Raw genomic sequence first — 22,451 nt, 5'->3', positions numbered from 1 at the left:
CCCGAATTTGTTAATTGTAACATGAAAAAAGATGGAAGTAATTGTCCCTGAGTCGCAATGGCTTGGAATCAGGGAATTAACTGTTTGGCAACATATTGAGCATATTCTTCAGCATCTCGACTATCCGGAAGCGAGCCGTAAAGTGTTTTGGACATGTGCAAAAAGCCTACATAAACCGAATAAGCCATCAGCGATTGCGACTTTGCCTGTGCTGTATCATAGCCCATTTGCAGATAAGAGTCCTGCAAATAGGAAAGTCTTTCCAATGTCACTTCTTTGAGGATTTTAGAGATGATATTATCCGAACGATCTGCCAGTAAGGTGCTGTAAATCAAGTGGGTCTGAATCGGTTCGGCACTCAGTTTAAACCAGGCAAGGAGCCTTTCTTTCGGATTTTTGACCGGTAAAATTTTTTCATTAATGAGTTCCTTGTCTTTTTCTCTCCAACGATTCAGTGCTTGTTTGACCAGATCCTCTCTGTTACTAAAGTGCCAATAAAAACTTCCTTTCGTCACTCCCAATTCCTTCGCAAGCGGCTCGATTGCAACTTTGGAAACACCCTGGTGTGCAATTACATTTAAAGCTCCTTCTTGCCAGTCTTCGGCGGTTAATAGTTTCTTTTTCGCAACTTGATTCATAATGTTAATTAAACACGAAACAATAAAAGAATTAAAGAAAAAACTGTAATTTTCCCTGATTACCATACGCTAGCGTATTGACATTTAAATAAATTCAGTCCATACTTTAGCGTATGGTATAACTCTTGGAGACGAGAAATGAATTTTTTAATCCTGTTTTCAGCTCTTTTATTAGCAACATTTGCGTGTTCCTATTTAAGAACAAATTTAAAAACATGGACTGCTGTTTCGGCTATTACAATGTTTTTCACAACATGGAACTACACAACCGGTTGGTTTGCAGTTGGTTTGGTTTGGGTGCTTTTTATAGCGGCAGCAGTAGTTCTGAATATGAAAGATATTCGTCAACAGCTGATTACTGATCCGTTTTTAAAATTCTACAAGAAAGCTCTGCCGCATCTTTCTGAAACAGAGAAAATTGCGTTGGAATCAGGAACGGTTGGCTGGGATGGAGAATTATTCAGCGGAAAACCGAATTTCAAGAAATTACATGATATTCCCGCTCCGCAATTGAGTTCTGATGAACAATCCTTTCTGGATGGCCCGGTTGCAGAGCTTTGCAGTATGATTGATGAACACGAAATCAATCAAGAAAGAGGTGATATGCCGGAAAAGGTTTGGAAATTCATTCGCGACAATGGCTTTATTGGAATGATAATTTCTAAAAAACATGGCGGATTAGGATTTTCGGCTTTAGGTCATTCGATGGTTTTGCAAAAAATTGCCAGTCGCAGCGTCACTGTTGCAGCAACAGTTGCGGTTCCTAATTCATTAGGGCCTGCTGAATTATTGCACCATTACGGAACTGAAGAACAAAAAAAACATTATTTACCTCGTTTGGCATCTGGAAAAGACATACCCTGTTTTGCTTTAACCGGTCCGACAGCCGGTTCAGATGCGACCTCGATTCCTGATACAGGTGTTGTTTGTGAAAGAACATTTAACGGTAAGAAACAACTGGGTATTTCTCTGACATTTGACAAAAGATATATCACTTTAGCACCCGTTGCTACAGTCGTTGGTCTCGCTTTTCAAATGCTTGATCCGGATGGTTTGCTCGGCGATAAAAAACAACTAGGTATTTCATTGGCATTGATACCACGCGATACCAAAGGTCTGGATATTGGCAATCGCCACAACCCTCTCGGTATTATGTTTATGAATGGACCGGTGCGAGGAAAAGATGTTTTCATTCCAATGGATTATTTGATTGGCGGCGAAAAAATGATTGGTAAAGGGTGGAAAATGCTGGTTGAGTGTTTATCAGTCGGCCGCGCGATTTCGCTTCCTTCCTGTTCGGCTGGTGGTTCAAAAATGGTTACTTATGCGACCGGTGCCTATGCTCGAATTCGCAAGCAATTCAATATGCCAATTGGTCGTTTTGAAGGAATTGAGGAAAAACTTTGTGAAATTGCTGGTTTAACTTATTCGAGTGCTGCTACTTCAGCAATGACAGCTTTAGCGGTGGATCAGGGTGAAGTTCCGGCTGTACCTTCAGCAATAGCCAAAATGCATGCAACAGATATGTCGCGTACAATTATTTCACACGCGATGGATATTCATGGTGGTAAAGGTATTATTCTTGGACCGAAAAACTATCTGGGCAGAGCCTGGATGGGTACACCTATCTGGATTACGGTTGAAGGTGCGAATATCCTGACTCGTTCCATGATTATCTTTGGACAAGGCGCGATTCGCTGCCATCCTTATGTTCTGAAAGAAATGGAAGCCGCGAATATAGAAGATGCGCAACAAAGACTGGAGAAATTCGATGATTTGTTGTTTAAGCACATCGGCTACAGCTTTAGTAATGCAGTTCGTTCATTCTTCATGGGCTTGGGCTTGTGGAGATTTGAAAAGTCTCCGGCTGATAAATTCACCAAGAGATTTTATGCAAGAATCACTCGTTACAGTGCTGCATTTAGCTTGGCAGCAGATGTTTCGATGTTAACTCTGGGTGGTGCATTGAAGAAAAAAGAAAAAACTTCGGCTCGTTTAGGTGATATGTTGAGTCACTTATACATGGCTTCAGCGGTACTGAAACGCTACAGAGATCAAGGCTCGCAAAAAGCGGACCAATCATTAGTTGCCTGGACTTTACATCAACATTTTTACAGAATTGAACAAGCTCTTAAATTACTAACTTACAATTATCCCAATAAAGTTGTTGGTTTTATTTTACGTCGTTTGGTTCTTCCTCTCGGAAACCATGAACTTCCGGCGGGAGATCTCTTAGGACATAAAACTGCTAGCTTAGTGTTGAATCCAAATGAAACCAGAGCTCGTTTAACCGATGGAATCGACAAAGATGTCAGCAAATTCAATGTTGTTGCTCAAATGAACGAAACATTGATTAAGGTGATTGACGCCGAACCTTTGGAAAGACGTATTTTAAAGGCAATCAAAACCGGTGATGTTGATGAAATCAACCCATCCGGTCAATTGCAACAAGCTCTGGATAAGGAAATTATCAATAAAGCGGAGTTTGATAAATTGACCGAAGTCAGAGCAGAAGTTTCTGAAATTGTTGCTGTCGATGATTTTCCGTTTGATGCTTTTGACAGAGTTGGCAAAAAGAATGCCAAAATAACTAAAATAAAAGCTGCATAAAAACTCAGGGGAGCAATTGCTCCCCTTTTCTTAAAACGTATTTGTGGGTTTCTCAATTCAAAAAGAAATATTTCGCTAAAAATAACAATGAAATCAAATAAACACTGGTATTCAAATCCTTAGCCTTGCCGGAGAACAATTTGATTAAGGTGTATGCAATAAAACCCATTGCTATACCTTCAGCGATAGAAAAAGTTAAGGGCATCATTACGGATGTAATCACAACCGGAGCTGTTTCACTCAGATTATTCCAATCAATATTTTTTATCGAGGCAATCATTAGAACTGCGACAAAGAATAAAGCCGGAGCAGTTGCAAAGTTTGGTATCATTGCTACCAAAGGCGAAAAGAATAACATGAGCAAAAATAAAATAGCGGTGGTAAAAGCTGTTAATCCAGTTCTACCGCCAGATACCACTCCGGCTCCGCTTTCAATATAGCTGGTGGTTGAAGAGGTTCCAAATACAGCACCTGCAACTGTTGCTCCTGAGTCTGCAAGCATTGCCTTTTCAACCCTCGGAAGTTGCCCGTTTTTATCCAGCAAATCGGCTTTATCAGCAACCGCAATCAATGTTCCGCTGGTATCAAATAAGTCGACAAATAAAAATGTTATAATAATTGGCAGTAATGCCAAATCCAAAACTGCTGAAAAGTCCAACTGAGCCAGCGTCGGCGCCATTGATGGAGGAATTGAGATAATTCCTTTATATTCAGTTAAATCAAATATCAAGGATATCATCGTGATTGAAATGATCCCGATAATTATTGCTCCCGGAATTTGGCGAATATACAGAGAAGCAATGATAAAAAATCCGGCAAATGCTAATAATGATGACTTTGAACCGACATCTCCTAAACCAACTAAAGTTGCTTGGTTGGCAACTATAATTCCCGAATTCTGCAAAGCAATCATCGCTAGAAACAAACCGATACCTACGGAAATAGCATATTTGAGTGAGCGAGGAATACTGTTAATTATCCATTTACGGGTTTTGAATACACTTAACAATACAAACAAAATACCAGACCAGAAAATACAGCCCAAGGCGATTTGCCAGCTATAACCCATTCCCAAAACAACACCATAGGTAAAAAATGCATTCAGACCCATGCCCGGAGCCAGAGCAATCGGATAGTTTGCCAGAAAGCCCATCAGAGCAGTTCCAAATGCCGCTGCCAAACAGGTTGCAACAAAGACCGCACCATAATCCATTCCTGCTTGTGATAGGATTTGTGGGTTGACAGCAACGATATAAACCATTGATAAAAAAGTGGAGATACCGGCAATGATTTCAGTCTTAACATTTGTGTGATTCTGTTTGAGTTTAAAAATTCTCTCTAGCATGAAGCTCTCTCTCTTTATTTTATTTTAGCCAATATTATTTTATTTCTTCCTTGGTTTTTTGCCTGATAGAGCGCATCATCGGATTTTTTCAACTGTAATTCAAGCTCATCATCCTTTTCACAGAAACCCAAACCGGCAGAAAAGCTGATTACATCTTGGCTTAGCTTTAACTCATCTGCAATTTGAAACATATTTTGATGGAGCAAGAGCACTTTTTCGTAGGCTTGTTTTTCATTACACTGATGCAGAATGATTAAAAACTCTTCTCCTCCCAGTCTTCCAACTTTATCGGGCTTTTGAATAAAACGCTGACACAATTTCGCAAACTCTACTAAAACTTGATCGCCGACAACATGACCAAATTTATCATTAATTTTCTTGAAGTAGTCTAAGTCAACCATACACAAATAAAGTTTTTCTCCTTTGCCTAGCGATTGCTTTTCTTTTTCGAGATACTCAATAATATGTAAGCGGTTTGATAATCCTGTTAGACCATCTGTGTGAGCTAATTTTTGCAGCTCCTTTTTCTGTTGTCTGGAATTATGAGCCAGCAAGATTAAGAAAAATACAATCGTCCCGGCTATAATGATACCTAACCAAAGTATTTGGTTTTCCTTTTTTTCTCTGAACAATATAAATTTATTTTTTTCGTTTTCTCCTGCTAGTAACAGGTTTTCTTTTTCTTTACTTTCAAGCTCATATCTGGCTCGTAGTTCATGAAGTTTTTCAGTACTTTGTTTTGATAGGTATTTTTGTTTTAAAACATAAGTGCTTTCGAGCAATTCGTAGGCCTCCTGATACTGTCCTTTTGCGGCCAATATCATAGCTTTCTGTTCTCGTGACTTCATGGATTGAGTTGGCATTTTATCAGGCGATAGATATGTAAGAGACCTTTTAAAAGCATTCTCAGCTTTTTCAACATCGCCTATTTTTATATAAACTTCAGCAAGTGAGTCTAACGAATCCCAAGCCTTGGAAACACTTCCCCCATCAGCAAAAATTTCAGACGCTTCAGAATACATTTGCAACGCCTGTTCATAGTTTTTATTTTGAAGCTCTATCAAAGCCAATTCATTCAAAGCATAGGCAACTCCTTGTCTATCGTCGATTTTTCGGGAAATTTCCAACGACTCTTGCAATTGTGATTGACCCAAATCCCTATTGCCAATATTGTTATTTGCTCGTCCCAAACCATACAATGAAATAGATAACTCCAATAAATTCTTGGTTTTTCTTTGATATTCAACTGACTCCTGAAAGAATGGGATACTCAACTCATTCTCGCTTCGATATTCATAAACAAGAGCAATGCTTCCGGCAATTGACCCTTTGGTCATGAAATCTCCGGAAACCGGGGCAAGTTCATAGGCCAGCATAAAAGACTTTAGTGCCTCAGAGTGCTTGCCCTGAGTGTTATATAAATAGCCGACAGCAATAAGAGAGTCCACATAGTATTCTCTGTAATTTTCTTTCATCCAAGCGGATGCTGCTAATGCCAAAGGCAAACCTTCATCTGCCCGATTTAAAACATCTAACGCTTGTGACTTTGCTAGGTTGATTCTATGCCAGAACCATGTTTGGCTCATTTCATCAACTAAAATCAGTGCTTGATTGGCATATTCGAGAGCTTTTTGAGGGTAAACTAAACTCAAATAGAGTTGGCTAAAAGTGTAATAATGCTGGGCCTTAGTCAAATTGTCAGCTCTGGAAATATCTATTGCCTGTAGTTGCTCCAACGCGATTTTTGGATTGTTTCCTATTTGCTGATTGAGTTCTCTATAAATTGGAGCCAGTTGTGTATTTTGTGCTCCATTCACAAAAAAACCATGTGTTAGCATTGCAACTACAAAAACAAATTTATAAATCACTCTCATAAAAATTTCCCGATATCCGATAGCTAATATACCGAAAAAACTATTGAACTCCATCAAATCACAACAAAAAAACAAAAACTCATTATTTAACTTGGTTAGTTAATCATTTGTTGTATCATTCAGTTTTTAAAATCTAGTCACAACATAATAAGTATGACAAACCAATCACAATACACTATCAAAATGCTTGTGGCTGCTATTATTATCAGCACATCGTCAGTGTGGGTGAAAACGGCCGCTGTTGCACCGAGTGTTTCCGGCTTTTATCGGATGTTTATTGGCGGAACAGTATTGTTGGCTATATGTTTTATTCAACGTTTAAGACTTTGGCACAACACAAAACATTTACTTTGGTTGTTTTTAGCCGGTTTCTTTTTTGCTTGTGATTTGTTCTTCTGGCATCGCAGCATCTTTTTTGTTGGCCCGGGTTTAGCAACAGTTCTCGGAAATTTTCAGGTTTTTTTCATGGCACTAGCCGGATATCTGTTTTATCGTGAAATCATTAGACTGACTTTTTTTATTGGTTTAATTTCAACCATGACAGGGTTGTTTTTAATGGTTGGAATCAACTGGTCAGACTTGACTGGTGATTATCAGTTGGGAGTTATTTATGGTATTCTCACTGCGGTTGCCTATACCGGGTTTATGCTTTCACTTCGCCATGTGCAAACTGATGAAAGTGGCTTGTCTGCTATTGCCAACTTAGGGATTACGTCAATTTTCACCGCACTAATTCTGTTTGCAGAATTGACAATTGAAGGCCTGGATATTGTTTTACCAAATACACAGGCTTGGGTTTCATTACTAATTCTTGGTGTTTTTTGTCAAGTAATCGGTTGGTTGCTAATCACACAATCCATGCCGAAATTATCGACATCAATTGTCGGGGTTTTACTGCTGTTACAACCGGCATTGTCAATGCTTTGGGATGTTCTGTTTTTCTATCGACCCATGAGCAAAATGGACATTATTGGATTAGGAATGGTACTGTTTGGTGTTTATTTGGCAACTGTTAAAAAGAGAGCCAAAAAATCTCATCTTTGACACTTCGGACAATAGAATGTGCTTCTTTGACCTTGGATTATTTGCTTGATTGGTTGATTGCAGTGACGGCAATTTTTATCTTTTCTGCCATAAACATTCAGTTGCTGAGAAAAGTACCCGGGCTTGCCATCAGCATTGACGAAATCCTTGAGTGTCGTACCACCGGCTACAATTGCATTTGATAGAACTTTTTTAATAGCATCTACCAGAGTGCTATATTTTTGCAGTGAAATTTTTCCGGCTGCTTTTTTAGGATTGATGCCTGCGATAAAAAGTGCTTCACTGGCATAAATATTTCCAACTCCAACAACAATATGTCCGTCCATAATAAAGTTTTTCACCGCTTGGGATTTGTTTTTGGATTTGGCTTTGAGGTATTTTGCAGTAAAGTCATCACCGAGTGGTTCTGGTCCAAGATTGCTGATTAAAGGATGTTTTGAAAAATCTTCTGAGTCCAAAACACAACCAAAACGACGCGGGTCGTTGTATCTGATGATAGTGTCATCTTGCATAATCAATTCAACATGGTCGTGTTTCAAGAGCGGTTTCTCTTTAGTAATCACCGTTAATGATCCTGACATTCCCAGATGAATAATTAACCCGGAATTCTTCTGGGTTTCAATCAGAATATACTTTCCTCTTCTGAAAACATTGGTGATTTTTTCACCCTTAAAGTTATCGCTTAAATTTTCAGGAACCCGCCATCTTAAAGAAGGGTTGTGGACTTTTATTTTCTTGAGTGTTTTATTCAGCAACCAAGGTTTAATACCATTGGCGGTGGTTTCGACTTCAGGTAATTCCGGCATTTAACTGCTTTCCAGCCAACCAACGATGAGATTGTGTGCAACGGTATAACGAGGTGCAATTGTGACATAGCCTTCTTTGAGCATTTCCTGCAATTGTTGTCTGGTAAACCACTGAACATCTTCCAGCTCATCATCAACACGAATATCTTCGTTTTCTGCTTCGGCGGTGAATGCCAGCATCAATGCTGCCGGAAAAGGCCATGGTTGGGAGCCATAGTAACGAACATTATCAACTTTGATATTGGACTCTTCCAGAATTTCTCTCTTGACGGATTCCTCAATGGTTTCACCGGGTTCAACGAACCCAGCTAACACTGAGTATGCATTGGTCGGCCATCCCGCTTTTCGACCCAATAAGCATTTATCACCTTTTGTCACCAAAACAATAATTGCCGGTTCGATATGTGGGAATTGCTCGTGATTGTTTTCACAAAGTAATTTATGACCGGACCATGTCATTTGGTTTCTTGTCCCGCATTTTGGGCAAAACTTATTGTTTCTTTGCCATAAATCCAAGCCTCGCGAGTACAACGCAATATGAGCCAGTTCGTCATTCAGTTTTAAAGCATAGCGCCTCAATGAAGAGAATTGTTTACCGACCTCTTTTTCAAGTGCATGAGCTTGTTGGTCGTTCAAAGGGCATGAATACCACATTTGATCACCAACCATACCGAGAAAACATTCAGATTCACATTCAAACGGATTGCTGCGGCGATAAAAACTGGAGTGTTTGTCCATGTAAATATGGCGTCCATGGTAAACAGGAATATATTTAGCATCATGAGTTTTTTTCATTTCCTCAAGTTGAGCCGCTCGTTCACGCAGGCGTGAAAATCGATCGAGCTTATAACTTGAGAAATAAATGTTTTTCTTTGCCATATTCATAATTTCATTGAATCATTAAATCGAAAAAGAACTTCCACAACCGCAAGTTGTTTTCGCATTGGGGTTTTCAATTGCAAATCTGGAACCTTGCAAGTCTTCAATATAATTAACTGTTGAACCCAATAAATAAGGATAACTCATAGGATCCACCATCATTGTAATGCTATCATTTGTGAACAGCATGTCTCCTTCCTCGGTTTCCTCTTCAAATGCAAATCCATACTGAAAACCAGAACAACCACCACCAATGATATAAACCCGAAGTTTTAAATCAGGATTTTGCTCTTCGAGAATAAGCTCCCGAATTTTCTGCGCTGCTGAATCTGATAGAATCATTGAATTATTTCTTTTTTTCTTCCTTGGGTTTGTTGTCAGGAGCTTTATTGGAGTCCTGATAAATCAGTTGACCATTAATTTTTGATCCGGCTTCCATTTCGATATTTTGATAATAAATATTTCCTTGTATATCCGCTTTTGCTGCAATTTCGATTTTTCCGGTGGCGATAATATCACCTTTGATTTTGCCATTGACAACAACATTGGCAACTTCAATTTTGCCTTCAATCGTACCACTTTCACTGATTGTTAAAAGATCGTCGGTTTGAGAGCCTTTGACACTTCCGGTAATGAAACCATCCAAATGTAAGATGCCATTAAAATTGATATCGCCATTTATCTGGGTGTTTTTACCCAGCAAGGTATCGAGTTTCGATGAAGATTTAGATGAAGCGTTGCTTGATGAAACTGCTTCTTTACTATTAAACATTATTTTGCTCCTGAATTTATCAATGTGTTCCAGTCAACTTTATATTCGACTGTTTTGGATTTTTGGGGAAATAATTTTACTACCAGTTCCTGCGCATTAAAACCTGACGGAAGCGAAATTGTGAAGTTTAGATGGTTAAAATACTTAAAACTAAACCCTGAATCCTGATTCTCTGTAATATTTATACTTTCTGACTTTCCATCTTTTGTTCCATTTAACATTATTTCCACTTTCCCGGAAACAATATTTGCTCTTTCGAGCTTTTGTACGAGTGTGAGTTTATATCTATAAGAATCTTGGGATATTGCAGTGATTGAAGACTCGAAAACTCTCAAGCCTTTGTTTTCTTCATTAGGGCTCAATAGTCTTTCGTAGAAATTGATATCAGATTTCAAACTGTTATGCTCATTAATGGCTGCCTTGTAGTCCATTTGCAATTTAATCAGAGCTTCTTGTTTGACCTGCTGTTCGGTTATCAAGTGCTGAATTTGGGTTTCTAACTGTGTAATCTTATCATCTTTTTTACTGATATTTTCTTCGAGGGTAATATTCCTCTCACTTAAAGTTGAAACTGAGTGTTCTGATAGATACGCATTAATGAAGTATCCGGCAAAAAAACTCACAATAACAAAAATAGGAATTGCCATCTTCAACAGAAAAGAAGGTTGTTTTTTATACTCTTCAATAGTGTATTGTGGTAGTTTAATGCCCATAATTGTCTTGAAATAAAGCTGTTTCGATTATAACACTGTTGGGTTAAGTGTATTAAATATTTAGTTGAAATAAGACTTTTAATAAATGCGTGGTTGTCTGAATCTTTTTTTACGGTAAAATGTAATTTTAATTAAGCTCAATCTCAATGCTCTGGATAAAAATCTTTCATCTGTTTTTTGTAATTTCGTGGTTCGCAGGAATTTTCTATCTGCCCAGACTTTTTGTCAATCATGCAGTCAACAAAGAAAATGCTCATCATGAATTATTGTCAGGGATGGAACACAGGCTGATAAAAATGATGAACTTCACATTAGTTTTCGTCTTAATTACCGGGACTTTGTTTTTGTATAAAATGTCTAATGGGTTTAGTGGCTTTTATTTTAAACAAGGTTGGCTTCATGCCAAACTGACTTTAGTGGCTTTGTTAATTGCTTATCATTTCTGGTGTATTAAAATTCACAACAATTTCAAAACCAATAATGAAATACACTCTCATGTGTGGTTTCGCTGGTTTAATGAAATGCCGGTTTTTGCTCTGCTAGGAATTTTATATTTGGTGATTTTTAAACCTTTTTAATGACTTGTTCCGGCTTTTTTGCTCGTAAGTATATGATTTCGTAACTTGCGGGCAATCGACCATCTTCACGGAATTGCTCATAAACTCTGTTTAATTGATAAAGTTTTTCTTTGCTCATAAGACCTTTTGAGCGGTTTTCCATGGCATTTTGACCTCCTGAGGCTTTAATATCTTTCATTAAAGAACGAATGTTTTCGTAGGTAAGAGTTATCACCTCTGCGTTGACCACAACTTGAGTGAAGCCGGTTTTTAACAGTAAATCTCCAAGTGAATGTAATGCCGGAAAATCATGTACATGCACCTTGCTGTCAATCTCACTCCAGGCTTGCTTCAACTCAAATAAACTGGTTTCTCCCAAGCAACTCATCAATAATAATCCATTAGGCTTAAGCACTCGAAAACTTTCTTTAAAAACATCAGATTCATTGCACCAATGCAACATCATATTGGAAAAAACCACATCCTGACTTTCATCTTCTAAAGGCAGTTCGTGAACATCTGACAGAATTGTCTTTACCTGCTTATAATCAGGAGTCTGAGCCAGCATGTTTTTTGAGAACTCAATAGCAGTTAGCTGCTCAATTGCAAAACCATTGAGTAATTCTTCAAACGACCATCCGGGTCCACAACCCAACTCAAGAAGAGCTTTTGATTGAAATTCAGCACTTATTTTTTTTTCATCGCTCAACCTTTCCAGCAAGCGGCTGAGAATTTCTTGCTGTAAAACTGCGTTTTCAGAATAATTTTTTGCAACTCTGTTAAATGAATTTTTAATTGCTTGATACTCTAATGGCATAAGTTCATGGCATAATAGAAACGAGCCATTTTAACATTAACCGTCCTGCTGATGAATTACTGTTTTGTTTGTCGGAATAAAACTTCTCAAAATAAAACTATTTGTGAGGGTTGCAAATCGTTACTGTCCCGTTTTCAGTTTCAATGTAAGGTGTGTGCAACCGAATTACAAACGGATAACGACCTTTGCGGTCATTGTCAAACCGTAACTCCAAACTTCAGCGAGGTGCTTTATGCCTGTAAATATGAATCTCTCGCTAGTGATTGGGTTTTATCACTCAAATTTGGTCAAAACATTGCTGTCACAAAATTAATGGCTGAGTTGTTATTACCCGAATTGAATAAGATTGATAAAGAGTATGTCTTGCTTCCAGTTCCATTACATCAATCCCGACTCATCAAAAGAGGCTACAATCAGGCTTATGAAATTGCTTTGGAGTTATCTCGATTATCAAACCGAAAACTTTTCAACTCATTAAGACGTAGTAAAAAAACGCAAATGCAGGCTCAACTCAAACTCAACCAAAGAGGAATAAATGTAAAAGGAGCTTTTTCGGTTACAAAAGAGCTCAAACATAGCAAAATTATTCTTGTTGATGATGTCATGACCAGTGGTTACACTATCAATGAATGTGCTAAAACACTGAAAATAGCTGGTGCCAGTGATGTTAAGGTATTGGTTTTTGCCCGAAAATCTTTATAATTTAATGAAAAGTAATGATGTTTTTTATGCAAAAATTGAGTCTCATTTGTCTGTTGTTGTTTTCTTTTAGTTCATTCTCACAAACCAAGGAAGAGATTGAAAAACTTAAAGCTGAACTTGAAAACGAGTTAAAACAGATTGATAAAGAAATCGAGAGAACTGACAAACTTATCAATGAACATGATAAACTGATTAAGGATGTTGACGATAATATCGAAAAGATAGACCAAATTATAGACTCTACATATATTCCGCAAAAAATCCCTTTACTTAAAGCACCAACCACGCCTTTAACCGATGAGCAAAGAAAAAAAGCAAAGAGAGATTATCTTGATGGGGAGGTTACATATTGGTTTAATAATATTTTGTCCGAAGACCTCACTCATCAGGTTTTTGTTAATTACGTGGTTCAGGTTGAAGGTATCAAGCCCGAACAAATCCCCAATTTCACAGAATCTTTTAAAAAAATGTTATGGAAGAACTTTTATGAAAGCCAGAGAGAAGATATGTTACAAGTGTTGGTCGATTCAAAAATGGAGGTTCATAAAATATCTAAACATCAAATCGCCCAAGCGTGGGATTATGCGATGAATAAGTATGTCAAACGACATAATCTCAGACAATCACCGGGGATTAATCCGGGTTTTAGTATTTATAACTACAAAGACAAGGAGAGAATTAACTAAATAAAAGAGTCCTTTGCTCGACTCGTACGACATGAAAAACATGACCCTAAAACAGCATCTTTGCGTTACAAATCTTGTCAATAACACGTTATTGACTGCGATTCGAGCCTTAATCTACTATTTTATAATCAGTTTTATCAAAGCCATAGAGTCGTGCAAAGGACTCTAAAAGCTGTTATGTTATATTTTAGCTTTTTCTAACAGGGCCTTAATTATCGGTCGGTCTGCCGGAGGCATTTTGAGTTTCTGTAACTCAGTTTTACTGACCCACTTCATGGGTTGGTTTTCGTTAGCAAACACCTGAGGATTTATATCTTGTGAATACCAGACATCCAGTTCAATTTGATGTTCGGTATAGTCATGGTGTAAACAAATCAGTGGCTCAACATTCTTGATGATGTAAGCTAATTCTTCGTGAATCTCTCTGGATAATGCTTGTTGTCGCGTTTCATTCGCTTCAACTTTTCCGCCGGGAAACTCCCAGAAACCGGCAAGGTGTTTATCAGGTGCTCTTTTGGTTACAAGAATTTCGCCCTGATTGTTTTCTAAAACCAGGGCGACAACTTGTATTCTTTGTTTCATGAATTAAATGAGTTTACCGCAACATTGTTTATATTTTTTTCCTGAACCACATGGGCAAAGCTCATTTCTGCCAACCTTGCGACCATCGCGAACAAAGGTTTCTGCTTTTTTAGCTTCTTGTGCTTGTGGTTGAGTTGGGTTATTTGCTGAAGCATGCTGATAATTCATTTGCTGTTGTTCATGCTGCTCCAGTTCGTCAATATCATCTTGCTTGATTTTGACTCGCGCAATAATCTTGGTAACTTCGGTTTTTATTCTTTCCAATAAATCCGAGAACATCTCGAATGATTCTCTCTTGAATTCTTGAATAGGTTGCTTTTGCGCATAGCCACGCAAACCGATTCCCTGACGAAGATGATCCATGCTCAATAAATGTTCTTTCCATAGTTGATCCAGAACATTCAAATATACCGCTTTCTCAAAGTGTCGCATGGTTTCTGAACCGGTTAATGCTTCTTTCTCACGGAAGAATCTTTCCACATTTTTATGAATTTTCTCAACCAATTCATGTTCATTCATTTCTTCATCATTATCGAGCCAGCGTTGAATGTTTAATTCAATGCCATAATCTGATTTCAGAGCAAATTCCAAATCAGCTATTTTCCATTGCTCTTCATGACTTTCAAATGGAATATAAGATCGAATGATATCTTCAAAAACATCCTCACGAATTGCAAATATAAAATCTTTAATATTTTCAGATTCAAGCAAATCAGTGCGTTGTTGATAAATAACCAATCTTTGGTCATTGGCTACATCATCATATTGCAACAATGATTTACGAATATCAAAGTTATGGGATTCAACTTTTCTTTGGGCACCTTCGATGGTTCTGGTTATCCATTTATGTTCGATGGACTCATCATCTTTCATGCCAAATTTACGCATTGTTGAGGCGATGTTACCGCCAAAGATACGCATGAGGTTGTCTTCCAGTGAAATATAGAATCGTGATGATCCCGGGTCACCCTGACGACCGGCACGACCACGAAGCTGATTATCAATACGACGAGACTCATGTCTTTCTGTACCAATGATTCTCAAACCACCTTTGGATAATACACTTTCATGAACCTCTTTCCAGTTGTCTCTGGCTTCTTGCTTTTTGTGATCAGGAATAGTGTCACCCAGTTCTTTGAGTTCAATTTCTAAGTTTCCACCCAACACAATGTCTGTTCCACGACCTGCCATATTAGTTGCAATTGTGATAGCTCCCGGTTTTCCGGCTTTGGCAACAATCAGAGCCTCTCTTTCATGTTGCTTGGCATTAAGAACATTATGTGGAATTTTAAGTTTTTTCAGTCTTTCCGAAATTAATTCAGAGACTTCAATGGATGCTGTACCAACCAGAACCGGTTGTTTGCGTTCATAACAATCCTGAATGTCTTCGATAATCGCTTTAAACTTACCTTCCATTGTCAAGAATACCAAATCACCTTGATCGTTACGAACCATTGGTCTATGTGTTGGAATTACAACAACTTCCAGTCCATAAATTGTATGAAATTCGTAGGCTTCTGTATCTGCCGTTCCGGTCATTCCGGCCAGTTTCGGATACAATCTGAAATAATTCTGAAATGTTACCGATGCCAGTGTTTGGTTTTCTTTTTGAATAGGAACATTTTCTTTTGCTTCAACTGCTTGATGCAATCCGTCACTCCAGCGTCTTCCAGCCAACGTTCTGCCGGTAAACTCGTCAACAATGACCACTTCCCCATTATCGACAATATAATCGACATCTTTTTGGAATAAATGTTGGGCTCGCAAAGCAGCATTCACATGATGAGTCAATTGCAGATGTTTGGTGTCATAAAGTGATTCACCTTCCTTAATCAAACCTTCTTTAACACAAAGCTCTTCAATTTTTTCCATGCCTTGTTCAGTCAAGTGTATCTGCTTGGCTTTTTCATCAATAATAAAATCGCCATCCGGTTCCTTGAGAGCCATTTGTTTTTTGGCTTCGAGCATGGATTTAATGCTCCCATCACCTTCTTCAATTTTTTGCGATGAAGGTTGGAGTGCAGGAGTGAGGCGATTAATACGGTGATACAGTTCCGGTGAATCGTCGGTTTGTCCGGAAATAATTAAAGGTGTTCTTGCTTCATCAATAAGAATAGAGTCAACCTCGTCCACAATCGCAAAGTGCGGTTCTCTTTGAGCTTTATCTTCCAATGAGAAAGCCATGTTGTCACGCAAATAATCAAACCCGTATTCGTTATTTGTACCATAAGTGATATCTGCTGCATAAGCAGCTTTTTTATCGGCCGGATTCATGCCGGGAACAACAATCCCAACACTCATCCCAAGAAAATTATATAAAGGTTCCATCCATTTGGCATCACGGGTTGCCAGATAATCATTAACCGTTACAATGTGAACACCTTTGCCGGTTAAAGCATTCAGATAAGCCGGTAATGTTGCTACCAGAGTTTTACCCTCACCGGTTCTCATTTCAGCAATTTTTCCGTTATGAAGAACCATTCCTCCAAGCATTTGTTCGCGATAATGGCGCATCTTCATCACACGCACAGATGCTTCACGAACCACAGCAAAAGCATCTACGAGCAAATTGTCCAAATGCTCACCGCTTGCTAATTTATCTTTTAGAACTTGTGTTTGATGTTGAAGATCTCCGTCTCGCATCGCTTGATACTTGGGTTCCAACGCATCAATTTTATCAACGATTTTATAGAGTTGTTTGACCAGCCTTTGATTACGGCTGCCGAATATTTTAGTAAATACACTATTTAATATCATGATGATAGGTTCTCTGTAGCTTTATGCTGAATGATTTCGTCCAAATTCCAGTAGCAGTAAATGGATGCAATTGTTTTGCTTTTCAAGCGTTAGACCATTACTTTTTGGAAATAAAAGGCCACGGATTGACTTTGGTATTTTTTTTCAAAACTTCAAAATGAAGATGCTCGGATGTTGCTCTTCCTGATTTTCCCATAATACCAATCTCCTGCGTTTTTGTAACTTTTTCGCCCACATTCACTTTCGTTTCACTCATGTGTGCATAACGAGTGATATATCCGGAACCATGATCAATCTCAACCATTTTTCCATAATCTCCTCTTTTACCTGACCAGATAACAACACCATCTGCTGCTGCTTGGATGATGGCTCCTTTTTTACCTGAAAAATCAAGTCCGGAGTGAAATGCTTGTTTACCGGTAAACGGGTCGGTACGGGTTCCATAACTGGAAGAAATCCAACCGTTTCTGATTGGCTTTCCGGTTGGTTTGATTTGTTGATCCAAATCCTTTTCTTCTAGCAAATCACTGAGTAATAATAATTGCTCTTCCTGTTGTTTGAAGTTTTCTTTGATAGAAAATAAGCTCTCAAATAAGTTTTCCGGAGTATTTTCTTCATTGGTCAATTCCAATCCCGCTCCGCCAACACCGGGAGCAGTCGTGAAGTCGAACTCAGCATCTTCAAGTTTGGCAACTTGAGTCAAACGATCTCCTAAAGCATTGATTCTAGCACTTTGGGCATACAGTCCACCGATTTGTAATGCTAGGGAATCTAATTCACGATTCACTTTTTCTTTAAACTCTTGCACTTCACTTTGTTTTTGGCTGACTTGAGACTGCATGTTTTTCAAAACATTGTCAGAATCAATATTGCCATTAAACAACAAATAACCGGCGCCAATTCCGGCACTCAAAACGGTTAAAAATGATAATGCCACTAAGGTGATTAATTTTCTGCGAAGACCATTATCAGACAAATGATAACTGCTGGTACCAGTCTTGCTCTGTTTTAAAACTATTAAATTTTTCATATTTTTTCTTGTTATTTTAGTTGTCATTCATGACAATAAAACCATGCGAAACAACTCAGGATTTTCACCCGTCAGTCGTTCTCTGAACTCATCTTCTGAGTTGCAGAAAGTGTTTAAGTATGCTTCATATTTGTTTGAACTGGATAAAAAGTTTCAGTCCAAACTTCCATCGACTTTGAAAGAAGTCTGCCATATTGCGAATATCCGGCAGGATGTCGTGGTACTAATCTGTAAATCCAGGCTCGAAGCGAGTAAAATTCGCATGTACAATCGCGTGATTTTACAAATAATTCAACAGGATTTCAAAATAACAGCTAAAAAATTGAAAATAATACTGGAATCAGAACACTAATAATTAAATTGGTATTTCTTTTTCTTTATACCAATTTAATATGTGACTCCAAGCATCATCTGCTGAATCCACAATAGTGAAAAGATCCAAGTCTTCTCGATTGATGACACCTTCTTCTGCCAAAAACTCAAAATTGACGGCATTTTCCCAATAATGATGACCAACAAGAACTATCGGAATTGGCTTAATTGTCTTGGTTTGTATTACGGTGAGTGCCTCAAACAATTCATCAAAAGTACCGAAACCACCCGGAAAAGCAACCAAAGCTCTGGCTCTGTGCATAAAATGCAGCTTTCTCAGTGCGAAATAGCGGAAGCTAAAACACAAATCCGGTGTGATATAAGGGTTTGGAAACTGCTCAAAGGGAAGATCAATATTTAATCCAATACTATCTGCTCCTTCTTCAAAAGCACCCCGATTGGCTGCTTCCATGACTCCCGGACCTCCTCCGGTCATGATATGGACAGAATCATTTTTCAAACTTTTACTGTACCTTGCAACAATCTGCGCAAATTTTCTGGCTTCTTCGTAATAGGGGACTTTGCTTAAAACTCTTTCCGCAACTTTAAACTGGTATTGATAGTCTTCGTTGTCCGGTTCTTTTTGCAAATTATTTTTAGCGTTTTGATAACGAATTTCAGCTCGTTTCTGTTGAGTGACACGAGTTCCACCGAATACCACAATGGTTTTTTTGATGTTCTTCTGCTGAAGAATACTCTGAACTTTCAAATACTCCAATTGCAAACGCATCGGTCTTGCCAAGTCACTATTAATGAAATCATAATCTCTGTCCGAGCGCTGATAACTGGCGGAATTTAGAATTTCAATAATTCGTTTCACTTCCTCGTCCGTTGCATCATAGTATTTTTTTATGGTTTCGAATATTTCTGACTGTGCTGAATCCATTGTTTTATAAATTTATTTTCGGACAGGTATTGTAATTCAATACATAGATTTCTGCTATTAGGTATTTAACTCTAAAATAGAAAGTTAGAATTTAGGGGTTTAATTTATCAAAGAAATTTGTATGGCTTTATCAGTTGAAAGTATTTTCGAGACGCTATGGAATCAATACATTAAAATTAATCCGCAGGCTCAAAAAATCCAAACCCTGTTGCAAAACCGTGGTGAAGAGGTTGTCAATGACCATATTGCATTACGGACATTTAATACCGAAAAACTAGGCATACCAAATCTGGCAAAAGTTTTTCTTAAACTCGGATACGAAAAAGCCGGCGAGTACGATTTTGAAAAGAAAAAGCTGAATGCAATTCATCTTCAACATTCTGAAAATCCCAACTACCCGAAAGTTTTTATTTCTGAACTGAGGTCTGAGCTGTTTTCCGATGAAACTCAGCAAATCATTTCCGATATTGATAATCAAGTTGATGAAGAAACGGTTAATGATGATTTGTTTGTTGCATCGGGTCGTAGCTGGGATTTGTCATTTGAACAATACATTCAATTATTGCGCGAAAGCGAATATGCAGCCTGGACAGCCGCATTTGGCTACAGAGCCAATCATTTTACGGTTTCACTGAATCATCTCACGACATTTTTTATGCTGGAAGATTTAAATAGCTTCCTGTTGGAGAATGGGTTTGTGTTAAATGAAGTATCCGGGTTGATTAAAGGCACGCCGGCTCAACTTTTGGAACAGTCTTCGACAATGGCAGCTCCTGTCAACATGGAATTTGACAATGCCAATCATGTGATTCCGGGATGTTTTTACGAATTTGCAAAAAGATATCCTTTACCGGATTCCGGAAAACTTTATCAAGGGTTTATTGCAGCATCGGCTGACAAAATTTTTGAAAGCACTCACACAGCTAAATAGAATTAAGGCTCTCGAAGATAAACCGGAGAAAGCTCTGATGCTGAAATTGCCAATTTTTCGAATTCATCTTTAACCAACATGAGCATGTCTTTGGCATCAGAGTTGATGTTTGTTTGAAATTTCATTGGGTGTGTGTTTGCATGCTCAATCAGTTGCGGATAAACACTAAAGCCATTGCCAATATAATAATCTGTATCCGCTAATTCAACATCTTCGGCTTTACCGACATATTCTTCTGTCAGTGAAATAATTTTATCGCCTTTTATTTGGTATTTTGTCCAATAAACCTCATTCATTCTGGCATCTGTAGCGACCACCAGATTAAAAAGTTCTTGTTGTTTTAATTCATCAATAGCACGATATGCCAATGCCATTAAATTCGACACTTCGACAACTTTCAATTCCAAAGCTAATGCCAAAGCCTGAGCAACTGCCACACCAATTCGAACTCCAGTGAAAGCACCCGGACCTCGACCCACAACCAAGCCATCAATTTGAGCCTTTGTGATTCCCGACTCTTCCAACAGTTCATCAATAAATGGCAAAATCAACTCAGCATGCAAACGAGCCTGAACGGTGAAACGCTGATAAAGCCTGCCATTGACCAGCAATGCTGCTGAGCAACTTTCGGTTGCGGTATCAATGGCAAGTAGATTCATAAAATAAAGTTAAAAGCGTGGTTTTTCCTTAGCCTCTTCAAAATTGGCAATGGAGTCAAGAATTTCCTGTCTGGCGACATCAGCGTCTCGCCAGCCCTCAACTTTCACCCATTTGCCTTTTTCAAGGTCTTTGTAATGTTCAAAGAAATGGGCAATCTGATCCAGCATCACTTCCGGCAAATCGCGAATTGAGCCTATATTACGATACAACCCGGTTACATCGCTGACCGGAACAGCAACAATTTTAGCATCTTCTCCGCTCTCATCAGTCATTTGCAACATTCCAATCGGACGGCAACGCACCACCGAGCCCGGCAATAATGGTGTTGGCATAATCACTAAAACATCAGCCGGATCCCCATCTCCACAAAGTGTGTGCGGAATGAATCCGTAATTACAAGGGTAACGCATCGAAGTGTTTAATACTCGATCAACGAAAATCAAACCGGAGTCTTTATCGACTTCGTATTTGACGGCTTCTCCATTCACCGGAATTTCAATGACCACATTGATATCATTTGGCACGTCTTTTCCTACTGCCACATGTCTTAATCCCATAATTTTTCCTGTTAGCTATCAATTAAAAGGGCGAGATTATACTTATTTTAGCCCTAAAACCATAGCCGCAAAGGCTTTATAACTTCCGAAAATAGGAAAAACAAACATTTTCGTCGCCTGAATTTGTGACTATAATGGTGCTTTCAACGAATTTTGGTTTCAATGCAGACTCGAAAAGCAATTATTACCGGTATCAATGGACAAGACGGAGCATTACTCGCTCAACATTTGTTGCAAAGTGACTATCAAATAATTGCACCGGTTAGAGAAAATTACAATACAACCAATTTAAAAGCTCTAAACATTGAAAACCACGGAAACATTCACTTTATTGCCTTGCAAACACTCGCTGATATCAACTCAATTATTTCAGAATATCAGCCTGATGAGTTTTATCACTTAGCGGCATTCAGTCATGTGGGGGAATCCCATGATAATCCTCAAAAGGTTTTTGAAGTGAATACCAATTGGACTTTGGAAATATTACAATCTATAAAAAATTCCAGTCCTGAAACCCGTCTGTTTTTCGCTTCCAGCTGTGAAATATTTAATAGCAACTTGTTTGAGAGTGCGAATGAATATAGTATCAAAAAACCAACAAACCCATATGGGATCTCCAAGTTAGCGGCACATAATCTGGTTGAATATTTCAGAGACAGATATGATATTTATGCTTCCATCGCAATATTATTCAATCATGAATCTGAGCTACGAAGCGAAGAATTTGTCAGTAAAAAAATATGCCGGGAAGTTGCCAGAATTGTAAAACACGGTGGCAAACCACTGATGCTTGGAAATATCAACGCCAAAAAAGATTGGGGCTATGCTCCAGACTTTGTCAAACTATTCCCGGAACTGTTAAAACTTCCCAAAGGCGATGATTTTGTATTTGCAAGTGGTAAGCTTCATAGCGTTAAAGACATGGTTGAAGTCGCCTTTACCAGCTTGGATTACAAAATCAGCTGGAAAGGTCAAAATGAAGACACCATCGCCATTAACTCTTCGGGTGAAACCGTAGTTGCTATAGATACACGGTTTTATCGCCCATTAGACAATCGTTTTTTAATTGGCAACGCTGAAAAATTAACAAAGACTTTCAATGTCAATTCATTCACACCTTTTGAAAAATGGGTAAAGAAAATGGTTCAACTTGAACATCAAAGGCCATTGCTCGATTCGTAAACAAAGCAAAAAAATTTAATACAACCGTAATTTTTCGCTTTATTGTATTTC

At 38.3% G+C, this 22,451-nt stretch carries 23 protein-coding genes; 8 read left to right on the top strand and 15 right to left on the bottom strand.

Features of this window, described 5'->3' with window-relative positions:
• Positions 1-68: 68 nt before the first annotated feature.
• On the bottom strand, positions 69-638 hold the full coding sequence (locus R3F25_06430) for a TetR/AcrR family transcriptional regulator (GenBank protein ID MEZ5496451.1): 570 nt from the start codon (positions 636-638) through the stop codon (positions 69-71).
• A gap of 138 nt (positions 639-776) precedes the next feature.
• On the opposite strand from R3F25_06430, the gene R3F25_06425 reads away from it, so the two are divergent.
• Positions 777-3,248, top strand: coding sequence for an acyl-CoA dehydrogenase (locus R3F25_06425; protein MEZ5496450.1), 2,472 nt, complete (start codon positions 777-779; stop codon positions 3,246-3,248).
• Between the two features lie 52 nt (positions 3,249-3,300).
• On the opposite strand, the gene R3F25_06420 is transcribed toward R3F25_06425, so the two are convergent.
• Both R3F25_06420 and R3F25_06415 read right to left on the bottom strand, forming a co-directional pair.
• The gene (locus tag R3F25_06420; protein ID MEZ5496449.1) at positions 3,301-4,593 is read right to left on the bottom strand and encodes an NCS2 family permease; all 1,293 of its coding nucleotides are present in this window, start codon (positions 4,591-4,593) and stop codon (positions 3,301-3,303) included.
• 14 nt (positions 4,594-4,607) lie between these two features.
• A complete protein-coding gene (locus R3F25_06415) occupies positions 4,608-6,461 on the bottom strand; it encodes a diguanylate cyclase (GenBank protein MEZ5496448.1) in 1,854 nt (617 codons plus the stop codon).
• 159 nt (positions 6,462-6,620) lie between these two features.
• Here R3F25_06415 and R3F25_06410 point away from each other — a divergent pair, with 159 nt between their 5' ends.
• Positions 6,621-7,511: a DMT family transporter gene (locus R3F25_06410; GenBank protein ID MEZ5496447.1), complete on the top strand. Its 891-nt coding sequence runs from the start codon at positions 6,621-6,623 to the stop codon at positions 7,509-7,511.
• Here the strand turns inward: R3F25_06410 and mutM are convergent.
• The 5 genes from mutM to R3F25_06385 are packed head-to-tail and all read right to left on the bottom strand — an operon-like array spanning position 7,502 to position 10,681.
• The gene (gene mutM / locus R3F25_06405; protein MEZ5496446.1) at positions 7,502-8,317 is read right to left on the bottom strand and encodes a bifunctional DNA-formamidopyrimidine glycosylase/DNA-(apurinic or apyrimidinic site) lyase; all 816 of its coding nucleotides are present in this window, start codon (positions 8,315-8,317) and stop codon (positions 7,502-7,504) included. The genes R3F25_06410 and mutM overlap by 10 nt on opposite strands.
• Positions 8,318-9,196: an NAD(+) diphosphatase gene (nudC, locus tag R3F25_06400; GenBank protein ID MEZ5496445.1), complete on the bottom strand. Its 879-nt coding sequence runs from the start codon at positions 9,194-9,196 to the stop codon at positions 8,318-8,320.
• A 21-nt stretch (positions 9,197-9,217) separates the two neighbouring features.
• Complete coding sequence (gene erpA, locus R3F25_06395; protein ID MEZ5496444.1) at positions 9,218-9,538, bottom strand: iron-sulfur cluster insertion protein ErpA; 321 nt, start codon at positions 9,536-9,538, stop codon at positions 9,218-9,220.
• Between the two features lie 4 nt (positions 9,539-9,542).
• Positions 9,543-9,968, bottom strand: coding sequence for a polymer-forming cytoskeletal protein (locus R3F25_06390; protein ID MEZ5496443.1), 426 nt, complete (start codon positions 9,966-9,968; stop codon positions 9,543-9,545).
• A complete protein-coding gene (locus R3F25_06385; GenBank protein ID MEZ5496442.1) occupies positions 9,968-10,681 on the bottom strand; it encodes a DUF6776 family protein in 714 nt (237 codons plus the stop codon). Before R3F25_06385 ends, R3F25_06390 begins: the two co-directional genes overlap by 1 nt.
• 146 nt (positions 10,682-10,827) lie before the next feature.
• On the opposite strand from R3F25_06385, the gene R3F25_06380 reads away from it, so the two are divergent.
• On the top strand, positions 10,828-11,259 hold the full coding sequence (locus R3F25_06380) for a CopD family protein (protein ID MEZ5496441.1): 432 nt from the start codon (positions 10,828-10,830) through the stop codon (positions 11,257-11,259).
• Here R3F25_06380 and bioC read toward each other — a convergent pair.
• Positions 11,246-12,055 (bottom strand): malonyl-ACP O-methyltransferase BioC, encoded by an 810-nt coding sequence (bioC, locus tag R3F25_06375; protein ID MEZ5496440.1) that lies wholly within the window; start codon positions 12,053-12,055, stop codon positions 11,246-11,248. The genes R3F25_06380 and bioC overlap by 14 nt on opposite strands.
• Positions 12,056-12,082: 27 nt before the next feature.
• On the opposite strand from bioC, the gene R3F25_06370 reads away from it, so the two are divergent.
• Together R3F25_06370 and R3F25_06365 are read left to right on the top strand one after the other, a co-directional pair.
• Positions 12,083-12,757 carry a ComF family protein gene (locus tag R3F25_06370; protein ID MEZ5496439.1) on the top strand — a complete coding sequence of 225 codons (675 nt, stop codon included), beginning with the start codon at positions 12,083-12,085 and terminating at the stop codon, positions 12,755-12,757.
• Positions 12,758-12,783: 26 nt separating this feature from the next.
• Positions 12,784-13,443 (top strand): hypothetical protein, encoded by a 660-nt coding sequence (locus tag R3F25_06365; protein MEZ5496438.1) that lies wholly within the window; start codon positions 12,784-12,786, stop codon positions 13,441-13,443.
• A 180-nt stretch (positions 13,444-13,623) separates the two neighbouring features.
• Here R3F25_06365 and mutT read toward each other — a convergent pair whose 3' ends face one another.
• From mutT to R3F25_06350, 3 genes are all read right to left on the bottom strand, one after another.
• Positions 13,624-14,025 carry an 8-oxo-dGTP diphosphatase MutT gene (gene mutT, locus R3F25_06360; GenBank protein ID MEZ5496437.1) on the bottom strand — a complete coding sequence of 134 codons (402 nt, stop codon included), beginning with the start codon at positions 14,023-14,025 and terminating at the stop codon, positions 13,624-13,626.
• 3 nt (positions 14,026-14,028) lie between these two features.
• Positions 14,029-16,779 (bottom strand): preprotein translocase subunit SecA, encoded by a 2,751-nt coding sequence (secA, locus tag R3F25_06355; protein ID MEZ5496436.1) that lies wholly within the window; start codon positions 16,777-16,779, stop codon positions 14,029-14,031.
• A 100-nt stretch (positions 16,780-16,879) separates the two neighbouring features.
• Positions 16,880-17,812, bottom strand: a complete 933-nt coding sequence (locus R3F25_06350; protein ID MEZ5496435.1) for a M23 family metallopeptidase — start codon at positions 17,810-17,812, stop codon at positions 16,880-16,882.
• Positions 17,813-17,855: 43 nt separating this feature from the next.
• Here R3F25_06350 and R3F25_06345 point away from each other — a divergent pair, with 43 nt between their 5' ends.
• Positions 17,856-18,164, top strand: coding sequence for a DciA family protein (locus R3F25_06345; GenBank protein MEZ5496434.1), 309 nt, complete (start codon positions 17,856-17,858; stop codon positions 18,162-18,164).
• Between the two features lie 3 nt (positions 18,165-18,167).
• Here the strand turns inward: R3F25_06345 and R3F25_06340 are convergent, their stop codons facing one another.
• Positions 18,168-19,070, bottom strand: a complete 903-nt coding sequence (locus R3F25_06340) for an LOG family protein (protein ID MEZ5496433.1) — start codon at positions 19,068-19,070, stop codon at positions 18,168-18,170.
• Between the two features lie 121 nt (positions 19,071-19,191).
• Between R3F25_06340 and R3F25_06335 the strand changes: the two genes are divergently transcribed.
• The gene (locus R3F25_06335; protein ID MEZ5496432.1) at positions 19,192-20,001 is read left to right on the top strand and encodes a DUF1338 domain-containing protein; all 810 of its coding nucleotides are present in this window, start codon (positions 19,192-19,194) and stop codon (positions 19,999-20,001) included.
• A 2-nt stretch (positions 20,002-20,003) separates the two neighbouring features.
• Here R3F25_06335 and tsaB read toward each other — a convergent pair whose 3' ends face one another.
• Positions 20,004-20,660, bottom strand: a complete 657-nt coding sequence (gene tsaB / locus R3F25_06330) for a tRNA (adenosine(37)-N6)-threonylcarbamoyltransferase complex dimerization subunit type 1 TsaB (protein MEZ5496431.1) — start codon at positions 20,658-20,660, stop codon at positions 20,004-20,006.
• Positions 20,661-20,669: 9 nt separating this feature from the next.
• Positions 20,670-21,218, bottom strand: a complete 549-nt coding sequence (gene ppa / locus R3F25_06325) for an inorganic diphosphatase (GenBank protein MEZ5496430.1) — start codon at positions 21,216-21,218, stop codon at positions 20,670-20,672.
• 162 nt (positions 21,219-21,380) lie between these two features.
• Between ppa and R3F25_06320 the strand changes: the two genes are divergently transcribed.
• A complete protein-coding gene (locus R3F25_06320; GenBank protein ID MEZ5496429.1) occupies positions 21,381-22,400 on the top strand; it encodes a GDP-mannose 4,6-dehydratase in 1,020 nt (339 codons plus the stop codon).
• The last annotated feature ends 51 nt before the right edge of the window (positions 22,401-22,451 follow it).

Source organism: Gammaproteobacteria bacterium, from assembly GCA_041395445.1.
Taxonomy (GTDB): domain Bacteria; phylum Pseudomonadota; class Gammaproteobacteria; order Xanthomonadales; family Marinicellaceae; genus NORP309.
The sequence above is the reverse complement of the archived record's forward strand: the minus strand, read 5'-3'. Positions and strand labels throughout refer to the sequence as shown.